This window comes from Halomonas sp. LS-001 (assembly GCF_052983955.1).
Genome location: NZ_CM129816.1, coordinates 572,876 through 593,930, shown reverse-complemented (window position 1 = coordinate 593,930; position 21,055 = coordinate 572,876). Strand labels below are relative to the sequence as shown.

Below are 21,055 nucleotides of genomic sequence, written 5' to 3'. Positions count from 1 at the left end.
TTAAGGAGGATAGAATGCCGACGTTTCCCAACCACCTTCGCCCAGACGGCCCTAACGGTGATGGCCCTACCAATCCGTTTCCCGGCGTGCGCGTGCTGGAACGCCGCCTGGGTCGAGAAATTCCTCATCAGCTGGGTTCCAACGAAGGGCTGGACATGCCCCACCGCGCCTTGCGTGAACACTTCGGCGACGCCATGGCAGCCCATGTGTACAGTTATGGCGATAGCGAAGCGCTGGGGATTCGTTCACGGCTGGCTGAGCAAAAGCAGATTCCCCTTGAGGCCATGCTGGTGGATGCCGGTGCCGATAGCCTGCTGGCGCTTTCCCTGCGCGCTTTGACCCAGCCGGGCGACAGCGTCATCAGCACCGCAGGCACTTATCCGACGTTTGCCTATTTTGCCCGCGGTCACGGCTGTCGTCTGGTGGAAGTGGCCTACCAGCAAGGCCCAGGGCTGCTGGCGCCGGACCTTGCGGCTCTCGCGCAGGCCGCGCAGCGTGAAAACGCACGACTGGTGTATCTCGCCAATCCGGACAACCCCAGCGGCCACGTGCACAGTGACGACGACGTGCTGGCCCTGCGGCGCGAGCTGCCAGAAGATTGCTGGCTCCTACTCGACGAGGCGTATCATGATTTCCGTGAGGATGCCGACGGCGCTTTCGGTCGCCGCGTGCTGCCCGGTGTTGTGCGAGCACGGACACTTTCCAAGGCCCATGGCCTGGCGGGCCTGCGGGTGGGTTACGCAATTGCCGAGCCGGACACGTTAGCGGTAATGATGAAAGTGCGCATTCACTACGCCGTCTCTACCCTGACACAGGCCGCCGCCGAGGTGGTGCTTGACCACCCGGACGAGGTTCAGGCCCACGTGAACGCCGTGCGCCAGCGGCGCGATAAGCTGGCCGCGCACCTCGCGGGGCTTGGGGCAGACGTGCTGCCCAGTGCAACCAATTTTGTCGGCCTGAGAATGCCAAGCGCCGAGCTGGCGGCGCAGGTACACCAGACGCTGCTGGAGGAAGGCAAGCTGATTTCCCGCCCTGCCGACCCGGCACTGGGGCATGTGCTGCGTATCACCGCGGTGGAAGATGCGCTGATTCCCGGCAGGCTGGCAGCGCTGGAAAACGCCTTGAAGGCATAACGATTGCGCGCTTTTAATTCACCGCCATTTTCAGCGCGGGCAGATCACGGGCGGCAACGCCAAGGTCATCCCAGTGCGACGGATGGCAGGTGAACAGAAGAATCTGGTGGCGTTCGGCGGCATCAAACAGCATGCGTTTCATCTGCTCCAGGCGTTGGTGATCACAGTGCACCAGGGCATCATCAAGAATGATCAGGGTCGGCCGACCCGCCTCGCGCAGCAGGTCAGCGTAGGCCAGGCGGCTGATCAGCCCCATCTGCTCGCGGGCACCAAAGCTTAGCGCCTCAAGCTCGCCCTGTTCATCGCGCTGGGTATTCTGGGCATCCGGGCGTATCAGTGCCTGCGGCAACAGGTTGTCATCAACACTCAGGGTGGCACCGGGGAAAATCAGCCGCAGGTAGTGATTCAGGTGCTTTTGCAGCGGTGCCTGTAGCTGGCGGGTCACTGCCTGACGCTCGCGTCGAAGCAGTGTCAGCAAAAGGTCCAGCGCCTCAGCCCGGCGTTCAAGCTCAGCCTTGCGCCGCTGCTGGTGCTCCAGCGCCTGGCGAGTGGTATCACGCGTTTCCTCAAGCCCCTGGGCGCCCAGGGTTTCCAGCCGCGTCTGCAGGCGGTCAATCTCGCTGGCGCGTTCCCGCGCCTGGGTTTCCAGCGTCTCGGCACTTTGCCTGAAACGCTTGATATCCTGTTCAAGAAACGCCGGGTTGGCGGCGTCGATCTCGCCTTGACGTGCGTCGATATCCGCATTAAGCCGCTGGGCATCGGCCTTGAGTTCCAGGAGCAGGTCCTGGGCGCTTTGTTCGCGCTGCTGGCGGTCCGGGGCATGTACCGCTGCATGGAGAGCTTCCCACTCGCGCTCAGCGGTTTCCAATGCCTGCTGGCCCAGTTTGAGTGCCAGTTGATGCTCATCATAAGCCTCGTTGGCCTGTTTCAGTTGCGCATCAGCGGCTTCCAGCGCGTGAGTCGCCTGGGCTTCCGTGGGCAGCGCAGCATTTTCCTGGGGCGCCGGGTGCTTCGCCAGATCTTGCACAATGATCTCGCGGCGTTTCTGGGCCAGCTGGTATTCACTGGCCAGGGTGTCCACCCCATCGGGCGCCAGATCTTTCAGCCGCAGGCGAACCTGCTCCCGCTGTTGGGCCAGCTCACGGGCGGTGCTGGCCTTGTGTTCCGCGCTGGCAAGATCTGCCACCTGCAGCTGTCCTAACAGAGCATCACGGTCCGCCTCCAGACGTTGCTGCTGGCGCAGCAAATCGTTCACGTCCTTTCCGCCGGGCTGAATGGTCAGCGTGCCCACGCCAGGAATCGTAAGCTCCGTCGTTTCCAGCAGCAGCTGCTCGCCGCTGCCCTCCAGGTGGCGCTCACCCAGCGCCAGATGCTGATCAGGCAGCAAAGCGTAGCTCAGCCGCGTGGCGAGCATCTCCTTTTGCGCCATAAGGTGGCCGCGCTGTTTTTCCAACTGCTGCAGCTCAGCAAGCACCTGGGTATCCACTGCCTGCGCCTGATGCTGTTCGCTCAGGGTTTGCCATTGCTGTTGGAGTTCACGGGCTTTTTCGAGCGCCTGGTTAACGCGTTGTGTGTCGCTATTGGCGGCTTTCAACTCATGTTGCAGGCGCTGATAGTCGGCGTGTTCCCTGGCCAGTTGCAACGTCTTACGGGCCTGTTCGTATGTCGTTTTCGCCTGCTCACGTTGTTGCTCAAGGGTGGCACTTTGCTCCTTACGCCGGGTGAGTTTTAGTTCCGCCTGATGTTTTTCCGCCTGACGGCTTTCCAACTGGGCCGCCTGCTGGGCAAATTCACGTAACTGCTGGCGATTAATCGCCTGGTTACGCTCGCAGTTTTCCAGGGCCTGGCGGGCCTGGGTCTGCTGCTGGCGCAGCTTATCAATGTCAGCGAATCGTGCTTCAGCGGCCTGGGCTTTTTCCCGCTGGGCTTCCCAGGGGCGGGCGGCATCGGTTTCCCGTTGCTGCGCCCGCAGCGCCCCCAGGTGGTCGACCTGATCACGGTAGCCCGCCACCTGTTCCTCCAGTGTGCTCAACTCAGCCGAGAGGTCGTCGCAGGCCTGCCGGGTGTCGCGCAACGCTCCGGTCGGCTTGCCGGTCTGGGTCAGCAGCAGGCTGCGTTGCTGTACTACCTGCTGAATCAGTTGGTCGCCGCCACTACTGATGATGTCTCCCAGCGCGTCCCCCAGGTGCTGACTCAGGGCGGATTGCAGGTGTTCACCGGCATGTTGGGCGGGTTCGCGAATATGCTGCCCGGCCCCCTGTTCTACCCATAGCAGGCCCGGCACGCCCCAATGCTCCGCCTTGCTGGCACCCCGGGCGGGCGTTTCGTAACCCAGCAACCGGGCCAGCTTATCTTCGGCTTCATCGCCCTGATAGCGTTCGCTACCCGCCTGCAGATCACAGCGTTTACGCTGCAGAAAGCGTTTGTGTAGCTGCCAGTGCTGGCCTTGCCAGTCAAAGGCGACGCTGACTTCCGGCGAGGCGGATGAATCGCCCCAGGGTTGCAGCTCCGTCAGGGTGCCGGATTTGTGGCGTTCAAAAAACGCCGCTCGAATAGCGCGCACCAGGGTGCTCTTGCCGGATTCATTCGGCCCGGTAAACAGGTTGATGCCCGGTGTCAGCTGGGTGATTTCAAAGGGCGTAAGAAACTGCTGAAACTCGCTGATCTGTAGACGCGTCAGTTGCATCACGCATCCTCCCGGTTCGCGGCCCGGTTCTGCAGTAAGCCAGCGAGAATGGCCAGCGCTTCGTTAGCCGTTTCGCGCTCGCTGTCGCTCTGCTGACGCGCCTGTAAATCGGCGATCACCTTGCCCACGTAACCATCGGCATGCAGCTCAGCAATATCTTCAGCGGTCGGCGTCAGGGCAAGCCCGGCGGTGTCTACCTGCAGGCTCCTGTGCTTACCGGCGGCAGCACTCAGGGCCTGCTCCAGACGCCGGTAACTGGCCAGGTCCAGATGGCCATCAAGGGTCAGGTCAAGCACCGACTTGGGTGGCAGCGCGTCCAGCTCGGCCAGCAGAGTCTCTACGTCCGAGGCCACCGCCATGCGTCTTTGCCATTGATGCCAGCCATGCTGGCCTATTACCACAGGCGTCACCTGTGGCTCGGCGCCAGCCTCTTCCAGAGTGACCAGCAGGGCTTGGCCGGCCGCGTGGTTGTGAACATTGCTGCGGAAACGATCCGCCTCCGGGGTGCCGCTGTACCAGCTGCGGGCGTCGATCTGTTTTAGGCCGTGCCAGTCGCCCAGCGCCAGGTAATCCAGCCGGGCACTGGCGGCTCGCTCAGCTGCAATCGGGTTGGGAGAATCAATACCCTCCGCCAACTGGCCGGTCACGCTACCATGGGCAAGGCCAATGCGCAGATAGCCTTCCGGTGTCGCGGCGTTATCAAACCAGGCGGTTAAGTCATCGTGCGTCTGGCGCTGGGTGAGTGGCGCAGGAAGAATGGCTGTGGCGATGGCGTCCATCACAAAGGGGGTTGCCGTGTGGAGAAGATGTACATTGGTGGGTATAGCACCAATACGTGATGCCCGTGCCCAGACACTTTCCGCAAGGGCGGCATCATGATTGCCTGGCAACATCAGCCACGGCCCTGAATAGGCGGACAGAGCCTGAAAGGTGCGGTGCAGGGTGCGCTCACTCAAGGTCTGGGCATCAAAGATATCTCCCGCTACCAGCACGGCATCCACCTGTTCCTCGGCCGCCAGTTTGGCCAGCCGCTCAACGGCCGCAAAACGCGCTTCAGATAACGCAACGGCGTCATCTGTCTCAAAGCGCGAATATTGCCGACCAATCTGCCAGTCAGCAGTATGCAAAAAACGGCGCAGGGAACGGGGCATGGCAGCCTCCTTGCTGAAAAATGGGCGTAACGAAAGAGGCGGTTGCTTACTTCATCTCGAACCCGCGCTTGACCAGAAAATCACGCATGTGGGGGCGCAGTTTGCTGTCAAATAGCGGCGCCAGATTCTGTGACCAGCGGGTTTCCTTGTTGCCGCCACCTTTGCGGGTCTGGTAGTAGTCCTGCATGCTGGTATCAAAGGCATCGACGGCCTCAGTATCCGCAGAATACGTATCTTCCTTGAGAATCGCCGATACCGGCAGGCGCGGTTTGACATCCGGCTGGTGGGCCGGGTAACCAATGCACATGCCAAACACCGGGAAAACATGGTCGGGCAACGCCAATAGCTCGCTGACCGGCTGCGGATTATTGCGAATGCCACCGATATAGCAGATACCCAGGCCTTCCGATTCGGCGGCGATGGCCACGTTCTGGGCCATCAGGGATACATCGACCGTCGCTACCAGCAGCTGTTCTGTCATGCCACGCACGACTCTGGCGCCTGCCGCTTCGGCGGCGTCTGTGGGGCGTTTCATGTCGGCGCAGAAGACCAGAAATGCGCCACTGCTGGCCACATAATTCTGACCACCGGCCAGTTCGGCAATCTTTTGCTGATTCTCAGAATTTTTAACGTGAATCACGCTATATGCCTGAACATGATTCGAGGTGGCCGCCGCCTGCCCCGCTTCTATCAGGGTGTTGAGAAGATCGGGGGAAACCGGCTGGTCGGTAAACTTGCGAATTGAGCGGTGGGATTTAAGCAGTTCAATCGTCGGGTTCATCGTGTCTCCTGAAAAGACGTCAGACAAAGGGTCGGCCCCTAGCCTAACGCCTTCCCGACGCATGCAAAAGATCCGACGATAGATAGCTATCGGCATTCTGCGACCAGATCACACAGCGGTCACGCCCGGAACGCTTGGCCTGATACAGGGCTTCATCCGCTCTCTGCAGCAGCGGCTCCGATGTCGTGGCGTGCTGTGGGTAAACCGCAACGCCACAGGAAAGGGTAATCCGCCCCAGCGATTTTTCATTAAAACAAAAGGATTTTTCGCGCAGTGTTTCGATCAGACTTGTCGCTCTTGAATAGGCATCATCGGCTGAAACACCGGGCAATAAGGCAACAAACTCTTCACCGCCTAACCGGCATACCACATCAATGCTACGGAAACTTTTCTTGAAAAACTGCGCCAGCTCAACCAGAACGGCGTCACCTGCGGCATGGCCAAAGGTATCGTTAACGTGCTTGAAATGGTCCAGGTCCAGCATCAATACCGCCAGCTGGGTTCCCTGCCGCTCGGCTTGCTGAATCTCATGATCCAGCAATGCATCCATATGGCGACGATTGCTCAAGCCGGTCAGCGAATCCTGCAGCGATAGCCCCTCAAGTTTGTGTACCAGGTTATCAAGCTCCGCTGTTCGCGAATTCACTTTTTCTTCAAGTGTTTGATTAGCCTGTTCGAGCTGCTGCTGAGTGCGACGATAATGCCACAGGGAAATGGCTGCAATTGTCAGTGAGAACCCTAGCGCACCAAAACTCAGCGGTACCGATCGCCAGGCAACAAATCCATGGGCAACCAGCATATCGGCAAATAACAGGGGAGCGAAAAACGTAAAGCTGATCACTAACAGGCGTTGTTCCAGGCCAAGTTGCTTAAAATAGATCAAGGCCAGGACTAACATCAGCGGTAACGTGATCGCCAGTAATAAATCAAACACGGGAAAAGTCAGCGATAAGCTGATAACACCACTGAAAACCAACCCGATGGCCACCACCACATAAGCCAGATGCAGCTTCCAGAGATGCGACACCCACCGGCGCGGCGTTCCTTTCAGCCAGGCGCTAAGCAGCAGCCCCATGGCCACCGGCAGGGTGTAATAACTGGCTGCCCTTAGAACATCCCATGCCAGGGCGGCGTCTACTATAAGCTGCCGGGCTGGCGTTTCTGCCAACAGCATCAAACCGGAGGTTGAAGCAAACAACGCAACCGCAGCAAAGCCACGTCGGTCTGGCCCCATCAGGGCAAAAATGGCAGCCAGAACCGCCAGTAACAGGCTAAAGGCACTCACCGCCATATCCTTCGCCGAGTTCCTCACTACCTGCTTCAATACGCCGATACGATCGGTCAGGTGAACTTCGCCCCAAAGACCAATATCCGTGTAGTAGGAAAACACGCGCACGGAGAGCTCCTGCCCGGCATATTCTTCTGGCAACTCGACCATATGCCAGGGCCAGCCAGCAAAATCGCCTTCTCCATTTTCGTCGAATTGACCGTACTGATAGATCAGTTCGTCACCCAGATAAATCTGCCCGATCAGGTCAATACTGGTGATAAAAAGAACAGGGTCGCGCCAGTCGCCAGCAGGTAACGTAGTGCGAAACCAGACGTGTTGCTGACCGTTACGGTTAGGTGGGTTGGAGGGAAAAGCGATTGACTCCCAGGCATCGGAATTATCAGTTAACCACTCGGGGCGGTTATCGGCGTCATGCGGCGAATCTCCCCACCGATACGTCCAGTCATCCAACGGCAGTGGTGCTGTGTTAGCGTACAAGGCACCTGACATCGCCAGCAGCAAGACAAACAAGACAAGCTGCAGGAGATTTTGGCGCATGTATGTACCTCATCAGATGAAGAAGATAACGTTTTTTAGCCACGTTTCAGCTACTTTCTCAACCACTTTCCCAGCTACTTTCTCAGCTGCTTTCCCGACTACCTTTTAACTACGTCTTTAGAGACTCACTTCTTTAGTGCTGAATTATCCCTGCGCAAAGATTAAGTTATATTAGAACAGTTGTGTCAAAAAGTTAATAAATACGACACAATATTAAAATTACTGCCCCTCAGACAATTAAACGCTAAATCCACTTTACATAAAACGTCATCCCCCATGCTGATTAAACATCATCATGCCAGATGAGGCGCCAACCATTGGCGCAGTTGAGCCTGCTGCGTAACGCCCGCCTGCCGAGCAACTTCGTGCCCCTTTTTGAATACAATCAAGGTCGGGATGCTACGCACGCTGAAGCGGCCAGCAAGCGTGGTTTCTGCTTCCGTATCGAGTTTCGCAAAACGTATCTTTGGCTCCAGCGTCTGCGCTGCCTGGGAGAAGATCGGCGTCATCATCTTGCAGGGCGCGCACCAGGATGCCCAGAAATCGACCACAACGGGCAACTCGCTACGTTCGATGACGGCATTGAAGTTGGCTTTCGTCAGGTTTATCGGTTCACCGCTAAACAGCGGCACTTTGCATTTGCCACATTTCGGGCCATCCGCTAACCGCGCCACGTTGACGCGGTTAATCGCATGACAGTGCGCACAGCCCAGCGTCACAGTATCGCCCATATCAACCTCTTTATATGTGTATTCCTGAAATGAATATAAGGCCGTTCACAGAGGTTAACAAGCTAATCCGGTATACAGGCGAGCCCTTTACCCCAGCAGCGGCTTCCAGCCTTCCTGTGTGTAAATCTCCAACCCGCTTTCCACAGGCCGGCAGAGCCACAACCAGCGGTTATTGACCAGCGCGGCCACCCCTTCCTGGCGGCTGAGAACGCCTTCAATGACATGACGCGGCGCATCGACCACCACGGTCAGGCGCAGGGGTTCGTGATACCACTGTTCGCCATCATGCAGCGACTGCTCCGGTAGCCCGATACGCAGTTGCGGGCAGTTGCCTTCGATCACGCCCAGGTGCCCACCAACGACGGAATGCAATAGCTTGTTGCCAGCGCCGTATAGTTGTGGCGATACGCAAGAGGCGTAGTACTGCAGATTAATCCAGTTGGATACCAGCATGGGGGCCGTCATCAGCGCTTCGAGTGTTTTGCCGTCAGCATCCTGAGCCGCATGGTACTCGTGCAGGAAGACACGCCCATCCATAGGCTTGCTACGTGTGACATGACGTGGTGCCAGCACCAGCGCGGCATTATTGGCCAGCCCCCATTCCGGGCGAGGCTGTGACCAGTCGGCTCCCCGTTGCGCCAGTTTGGTCAAACGCTGTGCATGGCTGTCGGCTTCAACGCCCAACGCCACTGCCCTCTCCTGTCGGGTGCCTTGAGCGGCCTCTTGAAGCGTGTGCTGAAACGCTTCAAGCGTTGCGTTCAATGCCTCAGGCAACGCCTCAGCGCCAAGAACTGTGACGGTATCCGTCAACGTGCAATGCTGGGCGGCGATTACATGGGTATCCTGCGGCAGCGTCATGCCTTCTGCGGCGAGGCCCAGGCGAACCTCCGGGTCATTCAACAGTTCTGCCGCCAGGCGCGCATTCAGCCCACCGCCCTGGCCACCACAGGCACCGCAGGCAAGCCCGGCATGATGAGGGTTGTTATCGCTTTGTGAGTCATGACCGACCAGCACTAACAGCGGAGCGATGCGGTCTTTAATACCCAGATTGACCATTATCCCGCGGGCGAGGGTAAGTTTTTCTGGGCCACTCAAAGGCTCACCGTCATAACGGTGATAGATTCCCTGGCTTTTGGGTACCTGATGGGGTGAGACGGTTTTTTTCAGGCTATCCTTGAGTAACTTCCAGCCCCAGGCAAGGCCAGTTGTCTCAACCAGGGTGAATGTGGAAAGCGCGGAATATTTGGCATGGCGCACACTCTGACGTGTAGCCTCCTGCTGGTAGCGCAAGCGATTTAATGCCTCATGAGGGCCGGTTTCTTCTGTATGGTAATTAGGTGTCAGAAGCCCTGGTGACCTGGGTAACGCTCGCTCAGGCCCGGCTTTTCCATAAGTTAGCGCCAGGCCAAAGAAACCCGCAACGCCGAGCGTTTCTACCTCGGGGGATACCGCTTCGATATGCCGCCGTATACGCTCAGAACGCACATCGATACAGAAGGCAGCCTGCACGCTCGGCAAGCCATCCCGCTGACGTTCTGGCGGCGTCCGCAGGAGACTAGCCAAACGCCGCTGATACCCCACCTCATAGGCGCGGTGCCAACACCACCTGGCCGTACTTAAGGGCAGCGAAGACGCTTGCCACTGTTGGCGCCAGAGGTCTTTCTGTGCAGGGCTTAGCTGAGAAACGCCCAGCCACTCCCAGGCCAGCAAAATCGCGGTGAGTGCCTGAATCCCGCCAGCCGCCTGAGCCTGGGGCGTATGCCAGGCCAGCCCCTGGCACCAGGAAGCCCAGCCATTCACACGTAAAAGCAAGGTATGCACCAGAGCTTCAAGCTCATCCGGCGCCAGACCCAGTGCTTCCACCAGTACACCGGTCGCAGGTTCAATCTCCTCCGGCAGGTTTTCCAGCGGTTCACGCAGAGCCAGTGGCCAGCGGCGATCAAAGCGAGTGAGCATTTTCCACTCACGGTACAGCGAGCCGCTGTGTGCCGTTTCCCAACGTTGCTGATGACGGTCAAAATAGCGCTGACAGGTTTCAGCCACCTGATCAAACACCCACTGCCCGGCGTTAGCCACGGCGTCAGCGTTAGCAGGCAATTCCCAGGCACTCAAATGATGCGGTTTGGCGGTTTCTTCCTGCTGCAGGAAGGCCAATAAAGCCTCTTCGCTGTAGTGTTTGCCGCTTGCTTCAATGGCATAGCCAAGGTCACCGCGCTGGATACGCCCCTGCTCCCATGCCTCACGGTAAAACGCTATGGGCATGGTCAGGTTGATACCGGCGCGCTGAGCCAGCTGATGTTCTGCCTGCTCGATGGGCAAATGCTTCATTCCCCACCAGGGGTTCACCGCAATCCATTGGTCCAATGGCCAAATAGGTGCCACCTTATCTGCGGCTTGCTGCAGAGCCTGCTGACAACAGGTGGATAAGCGCTTTTCAGATAACGTTTGGTCGCTGGCCGTTGCCGAGCTTGATGCAGGTGAACTCATGATGACTCTCCTTCAGCGTAAGCGGGAACAGGCAGTGGTTTTTTTTGCTGGTAGACACGCGGCATCAAATGGGCAAACCAATGTTGCAAACGTACATCGATATACAGACCGTAACTGAAGTGCTGGCGCCAACGCGTCACCTGGGGATGCTCAGGGCAAAGGGTAATAACGCTGACCAGGCTAACCAGCAGCGCAAGGATCAGCCCACCTAACACTCCTGTCAGCGGGTCAAACGCAGCCACTGGTTGCACAAGCGCGGGGGCCAGCAGGATATGCAGCAAGGCGTATAAAGGCACCAGCGCGACGGCCATCATAAAAAGCTTGATACGCTGATTAAGTGCCAGCCTGGCAGGCATACCCAACAAAGCGCCCCCTACCGCGATCACCAGCAGCGTACCCAGCACCGGGTGATGACTGACCAGCCCCGGCCAGATCATCAATATGATGGCCGCCAGCGCGGCACTGCCACCGGCCATCCATATCCGCTGATGAAGGCTTTCCAATACCAGACGTGAACTGCTGGACGCCTTTACCGTACGCCCACTGGCCAGGAAGGAATGTGCCTTATACAGGGAGTGAGCCAGCAGGTGCGCCAGGGCCAGGGTGTAAGCGCCGAGACCAATCTCGAACAGCATGAATCCCATCTGCGCGCAGGTCGACCAGGCCAGGGCGTGCTTGACCGAGGTCTGCGTCAGCATGGTCAGTACGGCCACCAGAGCAGTGGTACCTCCCACCAGAACCAACAGCACATGACCGAAGCTAATACCGTCAAACAGCGGGTAAAGACGCAGCCAGATAAAACCTCCCAGGTTAATCACACCTGCGTGCAGCAATGCCGAAACCGGCGTGGGGGCTTCCATCACTTTCATTAACCAGCCGTGCAATGGTAACTGGGCACATTTGCACAGCGCCGCCAGCGCCAGTGCCACTGAAGCCGCTTGCAACACCCAGCCGGTTTGCTCGGTTTGGGCAGACGCCAGCAACACCGGCAACTCAAAGCTGCCGTAGTGGTAGTAGAGCAAACCAATGGCCACGATCAGTGCCAGGTCGCCCAGACGGCTGACGATAAACTTCTGCCAGGCTGCCTGCTGTGCCTCGCGCCGTTCAGGGTAGAGAGTGAGCAGATGATGAAGCGCAATGCTGACACTGACCCAGGCAATCAGCATCACCAGCAGGTGGTGAGTGAAGACCAGCACCATGACGCTAGCCAGCACAATCAAGCACCAAGGCAGAAAACGCGCTTTGCCGCGATCGCCTTCCAGGTAACCATCGGCAAAACGCAGCAAAACAATGCCCAGAAAACTGATCAGCAGAGCCATCCACACCGATAAACCGTCCGGGTAGAGCCCCAGTGGCGAGGCTGCCTGCGGCAACCCGGTTGCCAAGCCGAATGAATCCATTACCAGCAACGCACCTATCAGCGCGCTGGCGATAAAGGCGGCCATCGGGGTCCATTGACCCACCTTCCAGCGGCGGCGTGCTTGTTGAGGAGATGTTCGGCGGGCGCTCCACCCGGCCAGCCCAAGCAGCGCTATGGGTAGCAGTAACCAGACAGTCAGAGTGGCAAATATCGCGCCTTGTAGCAGTGTTGGCATTACATCATTCCTCTGTTGGCCTAAGGACGTTATGAATGCCTGCTACTATGCCGAGCGACGTTTATTATAAAAAATAGTTTATAACGATGCTATTATTCTTTTTATAAGAACGAACTATAAAAACGAACTATAAGAACGAATCATGAGAACGAGCCGCCAACCAGTTTCGGCTCTCCAGGTGGACAGGGTGACGAGGTGTATGCGCGATGAAACTTAACTACCACCATCTGTATTATTTCTGGCAGGTGGCGAAGTCCGGTCACCTCACCCGCACTGCTGAAGCGTTACACGTCTCACAGTCATCGCTATCGCAGCAGATTCGGCTTCTGGAAGAGCGCCTTGGGCAGGCGCTCTTCGTGCGTGAAGGGCGGCGTCTGGTGCTTTCAGAAGCCGGACGGTTGGCCTTTGATTATGCCGATAACATCTTTCGCCAGGGGGAAGAACTTTCTGCCCTGTTTGCTGAAGGCGGTCATGCCCACCGCGAGGTAGTTCGCATCGGGGCGGTGGCGACGCTATCACGCAATTTTCAGGAAGGTTTCTTGCGTCCGCTGCTGGACCGCAGCGACCTTGAACTCAGCCTGCACAGCGGTAGCCTTGACGACCTGTTACGTCGGCTTTCCGCCCATCAGTTGGATGTGGTGCTGGCCAACCAGCCAGTACACGGTAATGAACAGCAACCCTGGCGCTCCCGCCGCCTGGCTCGTCAGTCGGTCAGCATGATCGGGGCGGCCCATCTGGCGCCACGTTTTCCTGACGGCTTACGCCACCACGGCCTGATTGTGCCTGGCGCTGATAATGCCATGCGTCACGCATTCGATCAGCTGTGTGAGTATCATCGCCTATCAGTCAATATTGTGGCCGAAGTCGACGACATGGCGCTGATGCGCCTGCTGACTCGCGACACGCATCATATTGCCATCATGCCGCCGGTTGTTGTTCGCGATGAGCTGCGCGCCGGCACCCTCAAGGATTTTGGTGGGCTGCCTGGCGTATTCGAGGAATTCTACGCGATCACCATCCGCCGTCAGTTCGAATCTCCCAGCATCCAGGCATTGCTTAACCAGTCCAGCGACACTCTTTTGGCGGCCGTGCACCAGCCGTCTGAAACATCCTGACCCAAACAGATAGCAGCCTGGAATGGCGCTGTCAGGTTGGCCGGGCTTTCGACCAAGAGGCATTTTTCTGCTTTTATATGTTACTTGGATTCATAAATGGACAAATATTGATCTAGCATCCAAACTAAATCCTTGTACAAACATAACAACCTCTGAAAAACATGTTAAACATTTATACTCGCGCTGATTACATTATCTGCATTTGCATGCTGACCTATAAACTCCGTTACACATTGATAAGCAGCTAATGGTTCAATTCGCCTGCAATTGGCGTACCATGACGATCTTTCTCCTTCAAGAAAGTAATCTTACCGCAGCATCAGGCATGGGCCTTTGCTCCGTTAAGACGATGATAGCTCAACAGCAGGAACCCGAGGGCAAGCAAAAAGGAGGTCTGATAGACCCGCGCCCTACTTTATTCGGAACCGACTAACCGGAACTGACCCGTATGACCGCGTTGTTGGGGGATTCCCGTGAAGCATCCTGAACTGCCTGCTAATGAAGCACAGCGATTAAAAGAGCTCTGGCGATATAGTCTGCACGACACAGAAAACGACCCCCTACTGGATGCCATTACACAACTGGTCGCCAGCTACTTTGATGTGCCTATTGTACTGGTGTCATTTCTTGATCAAGACTGCCAATGGTTCAAAAGCCGTTTCGGGCTGACCGAAGCCCAGACCCCACGCAATATTTCCTTTTGTGCTCATGCCATTCTTGAAGACCCGCCTATTATTGAAATCAGGGATGCTCGCCAGGATCCACGCTTTTGCGAAAATCCACTGGTCACTGGCCCACCCCATATTTGCTACTACGCGAGTGCCAAATTAACGACACCGTCCGGATTTCGTATTGGTACGCTGTGCATCATTGATTCCCAGCCTCGGGACTTTCCGGCAACGAAGTTGGAACAGCTCTCCGTGTTTGCCCAACAGGTTATGAATCACCTGGAGATGCAGCGGTTACAGCGCCTGCTCGACATTGTCGATAAATCCAAGGTCGGCCTTTGGGAGCTTGATGTGGGCTCCAACGCTACCTGGTGGAGTGATACAGCATTTGACCTGTTCGCTAGCGATGCAACTGCCAGTAACAGACGCACGCCAGCGGCAAGCCAGTACGAAGAGGCGTCACAGCAGAAGCTTGATCGCAAGCTGGCGCAATCGGCTGCGTCGGCACAGCCTTTCTCGACTCAACTCAAGTTAAAGCGCCCTGTTCATCTACCACCGGCCTGGGTCAATGTCACCGGCGTTGCGGTGACGACTAATAATGAAGTCACCCATCTCGCGGGCACCATACAGAACATCACACCCCTCAAGGAACAAGAGGCCCGCCTGGCACGCCACGCACGGATCGAACAGCTGATCAGTGGGCTTCAGGAAGAATTTATCCTCGATCGCCAGACCAACGATACTTTCAGGCATGCGCTAGAAAAACTGCTGAGGGCCACGGAAAGTGAAGCGGGCTTTATTGGGGAGGTTTGTTACCGTGAAGACAGCCAGCATCCTTATCTGAAAATGCACGCGCTCACCGATATATCGTGGGACAAAGGAACTTTTGATCGTTTTACGGCCGCTGCCCCCGCAGGAATGGAGTTTACGCGTCTGGACTCCCTGTTTGGACACGTTATTCTCCACAAGGAAACGGTGATTTCAAACTCACCAGCGACTGACCCACGAAAAGGGGGAATTCCCAGCGGACATCCACGCCTGGATAGTTTCATGGGGCTCCCGGTCTTCGACGACTATGGGGCAATATTGGCCGTTATTGGCTTAGCGAACCGTCAGCCGGGATACGATGCAGCCTTTGCCCTCGAACTTGCCCCCCTTCAGTATCGTATTGGCCAGCTGATCACAACGCTAAACCTGCGCAAAGAGCAGCAGCTCTCGCGTGAGCGTCTCGAAATGGCTGCCAAAGTGTTCGACAGTAGTCACAATGCCATTATGATTACTGACGAAGAGAACCGGATTCTCGACATTAACCCGGTTTTTGAAGCAGAAACCGGTTACAGCCGACAAGATGTACTCGGCATGAAAACCGATTTTTTAGCGGCAAAAGATCACCTTCCGCCCATCAATCAAAGCTTACGTAAAGCGCGTGATCACGGTGGCTATTGGGAAGGCGAAGTCCTTAACAAGCGAAAAGATGGTGAATTGTTACCCCAATACCTGTCAATCTCAGTGGTTCGCAACCAGCAGGGCAATATCACTCATCATGTCGTCGTATTCACCGACCTTAGACGTATTAAACAACACGACAAAGAACTCTATCGCATCAGCCATTTTGACCCATTAACGCATTTGCCTAACCGCATGCATCTATTGCAACTGATGCATGAAACCATTCGAAACAGTAAAGATGGCATTGGGTTAGTCATTTCAGTTATTGATCTGGATCGCTTCAATAACATCAATCAGTTACTTGGTTCAGAGGCTGGAGATGCCCTTCTGATTGAGATAAGCAGCCGACTATCCAACTTTGTTTCACCCGGTGAAACGGTCGCCCGTATGAGTGGCGATGAATTCGGACTAATTCTCAGACACGATGATCAGTTACTCGACCGTCTGGATCATCTACTTTCCAATCTTGTGACAACTCAGCCCTTATCCAACGGTAATATGTTGACCATTACTGGCAGTATGGGTGTCACGTTTTATCCGGATGACAATGCAGACCCCGATACGCTTCTTCGCCATGCAGATCAAGCCATGTATCGCGCTAAGGAAGAAGGTGGCAATCGCTACGTAATTTTTAACACCGATCATGAGCAGGAGCTGAAATCAGCTCAGCAGTTACGTAAAGATATCGCACACGGTTTGCAGCATGATGAATTTATGCTGGAGCTGCAACCTCAGGTCAACGCTAGCACACTTGAGCTTGTGGGAGCAGAAGCCTTGATTCGCTGGAACCATCCCGATGGACGGCGCATGCCTGATGATTTCCTCCCTCATATCGTTAACTCTTCTCTTGAGCACGATATTGATAAATGGGTTATTCAACAGGCGTTTAAGCTACTGGGTCAGTGGCAGCGTGAATCACTTGAGCTAAGTATCAGCGTTAATCTGACGCCTCAGACATTAGCGAATAAAACCCTGATTTCCATGCTTGATAGCAATCAGCAGCGTTATCCGGATGTTAATATGGGGCGTTTGCATGTGGAAATTCTGGAGTCCGCTGCTATTGAGGAGCTCCATATCGCTACCGATGTGATGAAAGCGTGTCAGGCTCGCGGAGTTCGTGTGGCACTGGATGACTTCGGTACCGGCTACTCATCGCTGACATATCTTAAAGGTCTGCCTGCTGATATCGTCAAGATTGATCGCAGTTTTGTTATGGATATGTTGAAAAACCCGGATGACCTGGCAATTGTCGAGAGCGTTATTTATCTGGCTAAACGCTTCAATAAAACAGTCGTTGCTGAAGGCGTTGAGACCGACGCACATATTGAGGCACTGTACCGCCTTGGCTGTGATGTACTACAAGGCTATGGCATTGCCAGACCGATGCCTCTTGATCAGTTTACAAAATGGCGATGTGACAGAATTGGCTAACGCTTTTATATTCTTCAAAGCCACAAGCCATCAATAAACGTCTATAACTTTTAACTACAGAAAGTGCTCAAGCATCCGGGTCAGCGTTTCAAGTTGCACGGGTTTAATCAGCACATCCTGCATGCCAGCTTCCAGGCAGAGACGGTGATCATCGGCAGAGGTATTAGCGGTGAATGCCAGCACGGGTAAAGTGCTGCCATTGCCTCTCAGTCGGCGTGTTGCTTCAATGCCATCCATCACAGGCATCTGCATATCCATTAACACCAGGTCGAAATCATACGCCTCAAGTGCTTCCAACGCTTCCTGCCCGTTATTAGCAATTCTGACCTGATGCCCTAGTCGGTCTAAAAGTTTACTCGCAATCATTTGATTCAGCACATCGTCTTCTACCAGTAAAATCGATGCAGATAGGGAAGATGTGTGTTTGGCTTTCGGAAATATATGCTTAGGCAGACAGGTAGCATCAGGCAACTGGCCAGCAAAATATCGTATTGACATAGCCCCCTCGTCACTCAGGATCAGGAAAAGCTTTTAAGCCGCATACCCGGCTGGGTAATTTACGATTATATTCTAAGGTATTTATATCGGTTCAACTGGCAACAATTGAAACCATAAATGCTGATGTGTTAAGCACTACAAAACAAAAAACCCAGCCGGATGGCTGGGTTTTTTGCGGTATAAGTGCCTGACGATGACCTACTCTCGCATGGGGAGACCCCACACTACCATCGGCGCTAAGCGGTTTCACTGCTGAGTTCGGCAAGGGATCAGGTGGTTCCCGCTCGCTATGGTCGTCAGGCGTAACTGGTTATATCAAGCTGATTTTCACGCGTTATCGCGAAGTACGTATTTTACATTGTTCGTGCTGATGCACTGTGATCGTCTCTTGCGTATCCGGTGCGCTTTCGCGCTCGTTGTCACTGCGACCAGACCCCTTGGGTGTTATAGGGTCAAGCCTCACGGGCCATTAGTACACGTTAGCTCAACGCCTTGCAGCGCTTCCACACCGTGCCTATCAACCAGCTGGTCTCGCTGGGCCCTTCAGGAGGCTCTAGGCCTCAGGGATGTCTCATCTTGAAGGGGGCTTCCCGCTTAGATGCTTTCAGCGGTTATCCCGTCCGCACTTAGCTACCCGGCAATGCCACTGGCGTGACAACCGGAACACCAGAGGTGCGTCCACTCCGGTCCTCTCGTACTAGGAGCAGCCCTTCTCAAACATCCAACGCCCACGGCAGATAGGGACCGAACTGTCTCACGACGTTCTAAACCCAGCTCGCGTACCACTTTAAATGGCGAACAGCCATACCCTTGGGACCGACTTCAGCCCCAGGATGTGATGAGCCGACATCGAGGTGCCAAACACCGCCGTCGATGTGAACTCTTGGGCGGTATCAGCCTGTTATCCCCGGAGTACCTTTTATCCGTTGAGCGATGGCCCTTCCATACAGAACCACCGGATCACTAGAACCTGCTTTCGCACCTGCTCGACGTGTCTGTCTCGCAGTCAAGCACCCTTATGCTCTTGCACTCATTGCACGATGTCCGACCGTGCTGAGGGTACCTTCGTGCTCCTCCGTTACTCTTTGGGAGGAGACCGCCCCAGTCAAACTACCCACCACACACTGTCCTCGATCCGGATAACGGACCTGAGTGAGAACGCCAATGATGCCAGGCTGGTATTTCAAGGTTGGCTCCGCCCGAACTGGCGTCCGGGTTTCCAAGCCTCCCAGCTATCCTACACAGGCAACATCAGCGTCCAGTGTGAAGCTATAGTAAAGGTTCACGGGGTCTTTCCGTCTAGCCGCGGGTACACCGCATCTTCACGGCGATTTCAATTTCACTGAGTCTCGGGTGGAGACAGCGTGGCCATCATTACGCCATTCGTGCAGGTCGGAACTTACCCGACAAGGAATTTCGCTACCTTAGGACCGTTATAGTTACGGCCGCCGTTTACCGGGGCTTCGATCAAGAGCTTCTCCGAAGATAACACCATCACTTAACCTTCCGGCACCGGGCAGGCGTCACACCCTATACGTCCGCTTGCGCGTTAGCAGAGTGCTGTGTTTTTACTAAACAGTTGCAGCCACCTGGTATCTTCGACCGGTTCGGGCTAGGAGAGCAAGTCTCTTCACCCTACGCCGGCGTGCCTTCTCCCGAAGTTACGGCACCATTTTGCCTAGTTCCTTCACCCGAGTTCTCTCAAGCGCCTTGGGATTCTCTCCCTGACCACCTGTGTCGGTTTGGGGTACGGTCGCACATGATCTGAAGCTTAGAGGCTTTTCCTGGAAGCGTGGCATCAATGACTTCCTGACCGTGGTCAGTTCGTTTCGTGTCTCGGCCTTGAAGTCTCCCGGATTTACCTGGGACACAAGCCTACTCACTTTCACCAGGACAACCAACGCCTGGCTCACCTAGCCTTCTCCGTCCCCCCATCGCAATCATGTCCGGTACGGGAATATTGACCCGTTTCCCATCGACTACGCCTTTCGGCCTCGCCTTAGGGGCCGACTCACTCTGCTCCGATTAGCGTCGAACAGAAACCCTTGGTCTTCCGGCGAGGGCGTTTTTCACGCCCTTTATCGTTACTCATGTCAGCATTCGCACTCGTGATACCTCCAGCAGACTTCTCAATCCACCTTCATTGGCTTACACGACGCTCCTCTACCGCTCATCCAGAGGATGAACCCGTAGCTTCGGTACCTGATTTAGCCCCGTTACATCTTCCGCGCAGGCCGACTCGACTAGTGAGCTATTACGCTTTCTTTAAAGGATGGCTGCTTCTAAGCCAACCTCCTAGCTGTCTGAGCCTTCCCACATCGTTTCCCACTTAATCAGGATTTCGGGACCTTAGCTGACGGTCTGGGTTGTTTCCCTTTTCACAACGGACGTTAGCACCCGCTGTGTGTCTCCCACGCGTCACTCACCGGTATTCGGAGTTTGCCTCGGGTTGGTAAGTCGGGATGACCCCCTAGCCGAAACAGTGCTCTACCCCCGGTGGTGCTACATGAGGCGCTACCTAAATAGCTTTCGAGGAGAACCAGCTATCTCCGAGCTTGATTAGCCTTTCACTCCGATCCACAAGTCATCCAAATCTTTTTCAACAGATCCTGGTTCGGGCCTCCAATTGATGTTACTCAATCTTCACCCTGCTCATGGATAGATCGCTCGGTTTCGGGTCTATACCCTGCGACTGGTGCGCCCAGTTAAGACTCGCTTTCGCTACGGCTCCCCTATACGGTTAACCTCGCCACAGAATATAAGTCGCTGACCCATTATACAAAAGGTACGCCGTCACGGAACAAGTCCGCTCCGACTGCTTGTACGCACACGGTTTCAGGGTCTATTTCACTCCCCTCTCCGGGGTTCTTTTCGCCTTTCCCTCACGGTACTGGTTCACTATCGGTCAGCCAGGAGTATTTAGCCTTGGAGGATGGTCCCCCCGTCTTCAGTCAAGGTTTCTCGTGCCCCGACCTACTCGATTTCACATGATCAGATTTTCGACTACGGGGCTATCACCCGCTATGGCCGCGCTTCCCAGCGCATTCGCCTAATCAGTCACATGCTTAAGGGCTGGTCCCCGTTCGCTCGCCGCTACTAGGGGAATCTCGGTTGATTTCTTTTCCTCAGGGTACTTAGATGTTTCAGTTCCCCTGGTTCGCCTCCTGTCACCTATGGATTCAGTGCAGGATACTCATCTTGTGATGAGTGGGTTTCCCCATTCAGAAATGCCCGGGTCACAGGTTGTTTGCCACCTCGCCGAGCCTTATCGCAGGCTTCCACGTCTTTCATCGCCTCTGGCTGCCTAGGCATCCACCGTGTGCGCTTCATTGCTTGACCCTATAACCCGAAGGAGTCTGGGGTTCGCAATGACAACGATTGCCGGATACGCTTGAGACGTATCACATAACAATTTATTACGTACATGGTTCTTTCACGTTCGTGATCCACAACAGCGTCATAAAGACGGTGATGGATCGCGTTCTTAAAAGAACCTTATCAG

Annotated in this window: 11 protein-coding genes and 2 rRNA genes; 3 read left to right on the top strand and 10 right to left on the bottom strand. The window is 55.6% G+C overall.

Features of this window, described 5'->3' with window-relative positions; all coding sequences use genetic code 11:
* Positions 1-14 precede the first annotated feature (14 nt).
* Positions 15-1,133 carry a pyridoxal phosphate-dependent aminotransferase gene (locus ACU6TU_RS02555; protein ID WP_447143025.1) on the top strand — a complete coding sequence of 373 codons (1,119 nt, stop codon included), beginning with the start codon at positions 15-17 and terminating at the stop codon, positions 1,131-1,133.
* A 13-nt stretch (positions 1,134-1,146) separates the two neighbouring features.
* Here the strand turns inward: ACU6TU_RS02555 and ACU6TU_RS02550 are convergent, their stop codons facing one another.
* The 7 genes from ACU6TU_RS02550 to ACU6TU_RS02520 form a co-directional block, all read right to left on the bottom strand.
* Positions 1,147-3,819, bottom strand: coding sequence for an AAA family ATPase (locus ACU6TU_RS02550; protein ID WP_447143024.1), 2,673 nt, complete (start codon positions 3,817-3,819; stop codon positions 1,147-1,149).
* Positions 3,819-4,970 carry a metallophosphoesterase family protein gene (locus ACU6TU_RS02545; RefSeq protein ID WP_447143023.1) on the bottom strand — a complete coding sequence of 384 codons (1,152 nt, stop codon included), beginning with the start codon at positions 4,968-4,970 and terminating at the stop codon, positions 3,819-3,821. The genes ACU6TU_RS02550 and ACU6TU_RS02545 overlap by 1 nt, the downstream gene beginning before the upstream one ends.
* A 46-nt stretch (positions 4,971-5,016) precedes the next feature.
* Entirely contained in the window at positions 5,017-5,751 is a 735-nt protein-coding gene (gene nfsA, locus ACU6TU_RS02540; protein ID WP_447143022.1) for an oxygen-insensitive NADPH nitroreductase, read from the bottom strand.
* A gap of 43 nt (positions 5,752-5,794) precedes the next feature.
* Positions 5,795-7,579, bottom strand: a complete 1,785-nt coding sequence (locus ACU6TU_RS02535; RefSeq protein WP_447143021.1) for a GGDEF domain-containing protein — start codon at positions 7,577-7,579, stop codon at positions 5,795-5,797.
* Positions 7,580-7,872: 293 nt separating this feature from the next.
* The gene (gene trxC / locus ACU6TU_RS02530) at positions 7,873-8,310 is read right to left on the bottom strand and encodes a thioredoxin TrxC (protein WP_447143020.1); all 438 of its coding nucleotides are present in this window, start codon (positions 8,308-8,310) and stop codon (positions 7,873-7,875) included.
* An 87-nt stretch (positions 8,311-8,397) separates the two neighbouring features.
* Positions 8,398-10,797: a putative inorganic carbon transporter subunit DabA gene (locus ACU6TU_RS02525; protein ID WP_447143019.1), complete on the bottom strand. Its 2,400-nt coding sequence runs from the start codon at positions 10,795-10,797 to the stop codon at positions 8,398-8,400.
* Entirely contained in the window at positions 10,794-12,392 is a 1,599-nt protein-coding gene (locus ACU6TU_RS02520; RefSeq protein WP_447143018.1) for an NADH-quinone oxidoreductase subunit L, read from the bottom strand. The genes ACU6TU_RS02525 and ACU6TU_RS02520 overlap by 4 nt, the downstream gene beginning before the upstream one ends.
* Before the next feature lie 206 nt (positions 12,393-12,598).
* Between ACU6TU_RS02520 and ACU6TU_RS02515 the strand changes: the two genes are divergently transcribed.
* Both ACU6TU_RS02515 and ACU6TU_RS02510 read left to right on the top strand, forming a co-directional pair.
* Complete coding sequence (locus ACU6TU_RS02515; protein WP_447143017.1) at positions 12,599-13,507, top strand: LysR substrate-binding domain-containing protein; 909 nt, start codon at positions 12,599-12,601, stop codon at positions 13,505-13,507.
* A gap of 473 nt (positions 13,508-13,980) precedes the next feature.
* Entirely contained in the window at positions 13,981-17,055 is a 3,075-nt protein-coding gene (locus ACU6TU_RS02510; protein WP_447143016.1) for an EAL domain-containing protein, read from the top strand.
* A gap of 54 nt (positions 17,056-17,109) precedes the next feature.
* On the opposite strand, the gene ACU6TU_RS02505 is transcribed toward ACU6TU_RS02510, so the two are convergent.
* The 3 genes from ACU6TU_RS02505 to ACU6TU_RS02495 form a co-directional block, all read right to left on the bottom strand.
* Positions 17,110-17,553: a response regulator gene (locus ACU6TU_RS02505; protein ID WP_447143015.1), complete on the bottom strand. Its 444-nt coding sequence runs from the start codon at positions 17,551-17,553 to the stop codon at positions 17,110-17,112.
* A 185-nt stretch (positions 17,554-17,738) separates the two neighbouring features.
* Positions 17,739-17,854 (bottom strand): 5S ribosomal RNA (gene rrf, locus ACU6TU_RS02500).
* Positions 17,855-18,001: 147 nt separating this feature from the next.
* Positions 18,002-20,892 (bottom strand): 23S ribosomal RNA (locus ACU6TU_RS02495).
* Positions 20,893-21,055 lie beyond the last annotated feature (163 nt).

Bases quoted from the DNA above. Each gene is read 5' to 3' on its own strand.
- ACU6TU_RS02555 (WP_447143025.1), top strand. From the start codon at position 15: ATGCCGACGTTTCCCAACCACCTTCGCCCAGACGGCCCTAACGGTGAT.
- ACU6TU_RS02550 (WP_447143024.1), bottom strand. From the start codon at position 3,819: ATGCAACTGACGCGTCTACAGATCAGCGAGTTTCAGCAGTTTCTTACG.
- ACU6TU_RS02545 (WP_447143023.1), bottom strand. From the start codon at position 4,970: ATGCCCCGTTCCCTGCGCCGTTTTTTGCATACTGCTGACTGGCAGATT.
- nfsA (WP_447143022.1), bottom strand. From the start codon at position 5,751: ATGAACCCGACGATTGAACTGCTTAAATCCCACCGCTCAATTCGCAAG.
- ACU6TU_RS02535 (WP_447143021.1), bottom strand. From the start codon at position 7,579: ATGCGCCAAAATCTCCTGCAGCTTGTCTTGTTTGTCTTGCTGCTGGCG.
- trxC (WP_447143020.1), bottom strand. From the start codon at position 8,310: ATGGGCGATACTGTGACGCTGGGCTGTGCGCACTGTCATGCGATTAAC.
- ACU6TU_RS02525 (WP_447143019.1), bottom strand. From the start codon at position 10,797: ATGAGTTCACCTGCATCAAGCTCGGCAACGGCCAGCGACCAAACGTTA.
- ACU6TU_RS02520 (WP_447143018.1), bottom strand. From the start codon at position 12,392: ATGCCAACACTGCTACAAGGCGCGATATTTGCCACTCTGACTGTCTGG.
- ACU6TU_RS02515 (WP_447143017.1), top strand. From the start codon at position 12,599: ATGAAACTTAACTACCACCATCTGTATTATTTCTGGCAGGTGGCGAAG.
- ACU6TU_RS02505 (WP_447143015.1), bottom strand. From the start codon at position 17,553: ATGTCAATACGATATTTTGCTGGCCAGTTGCCTGATGCTACCTGTCTG.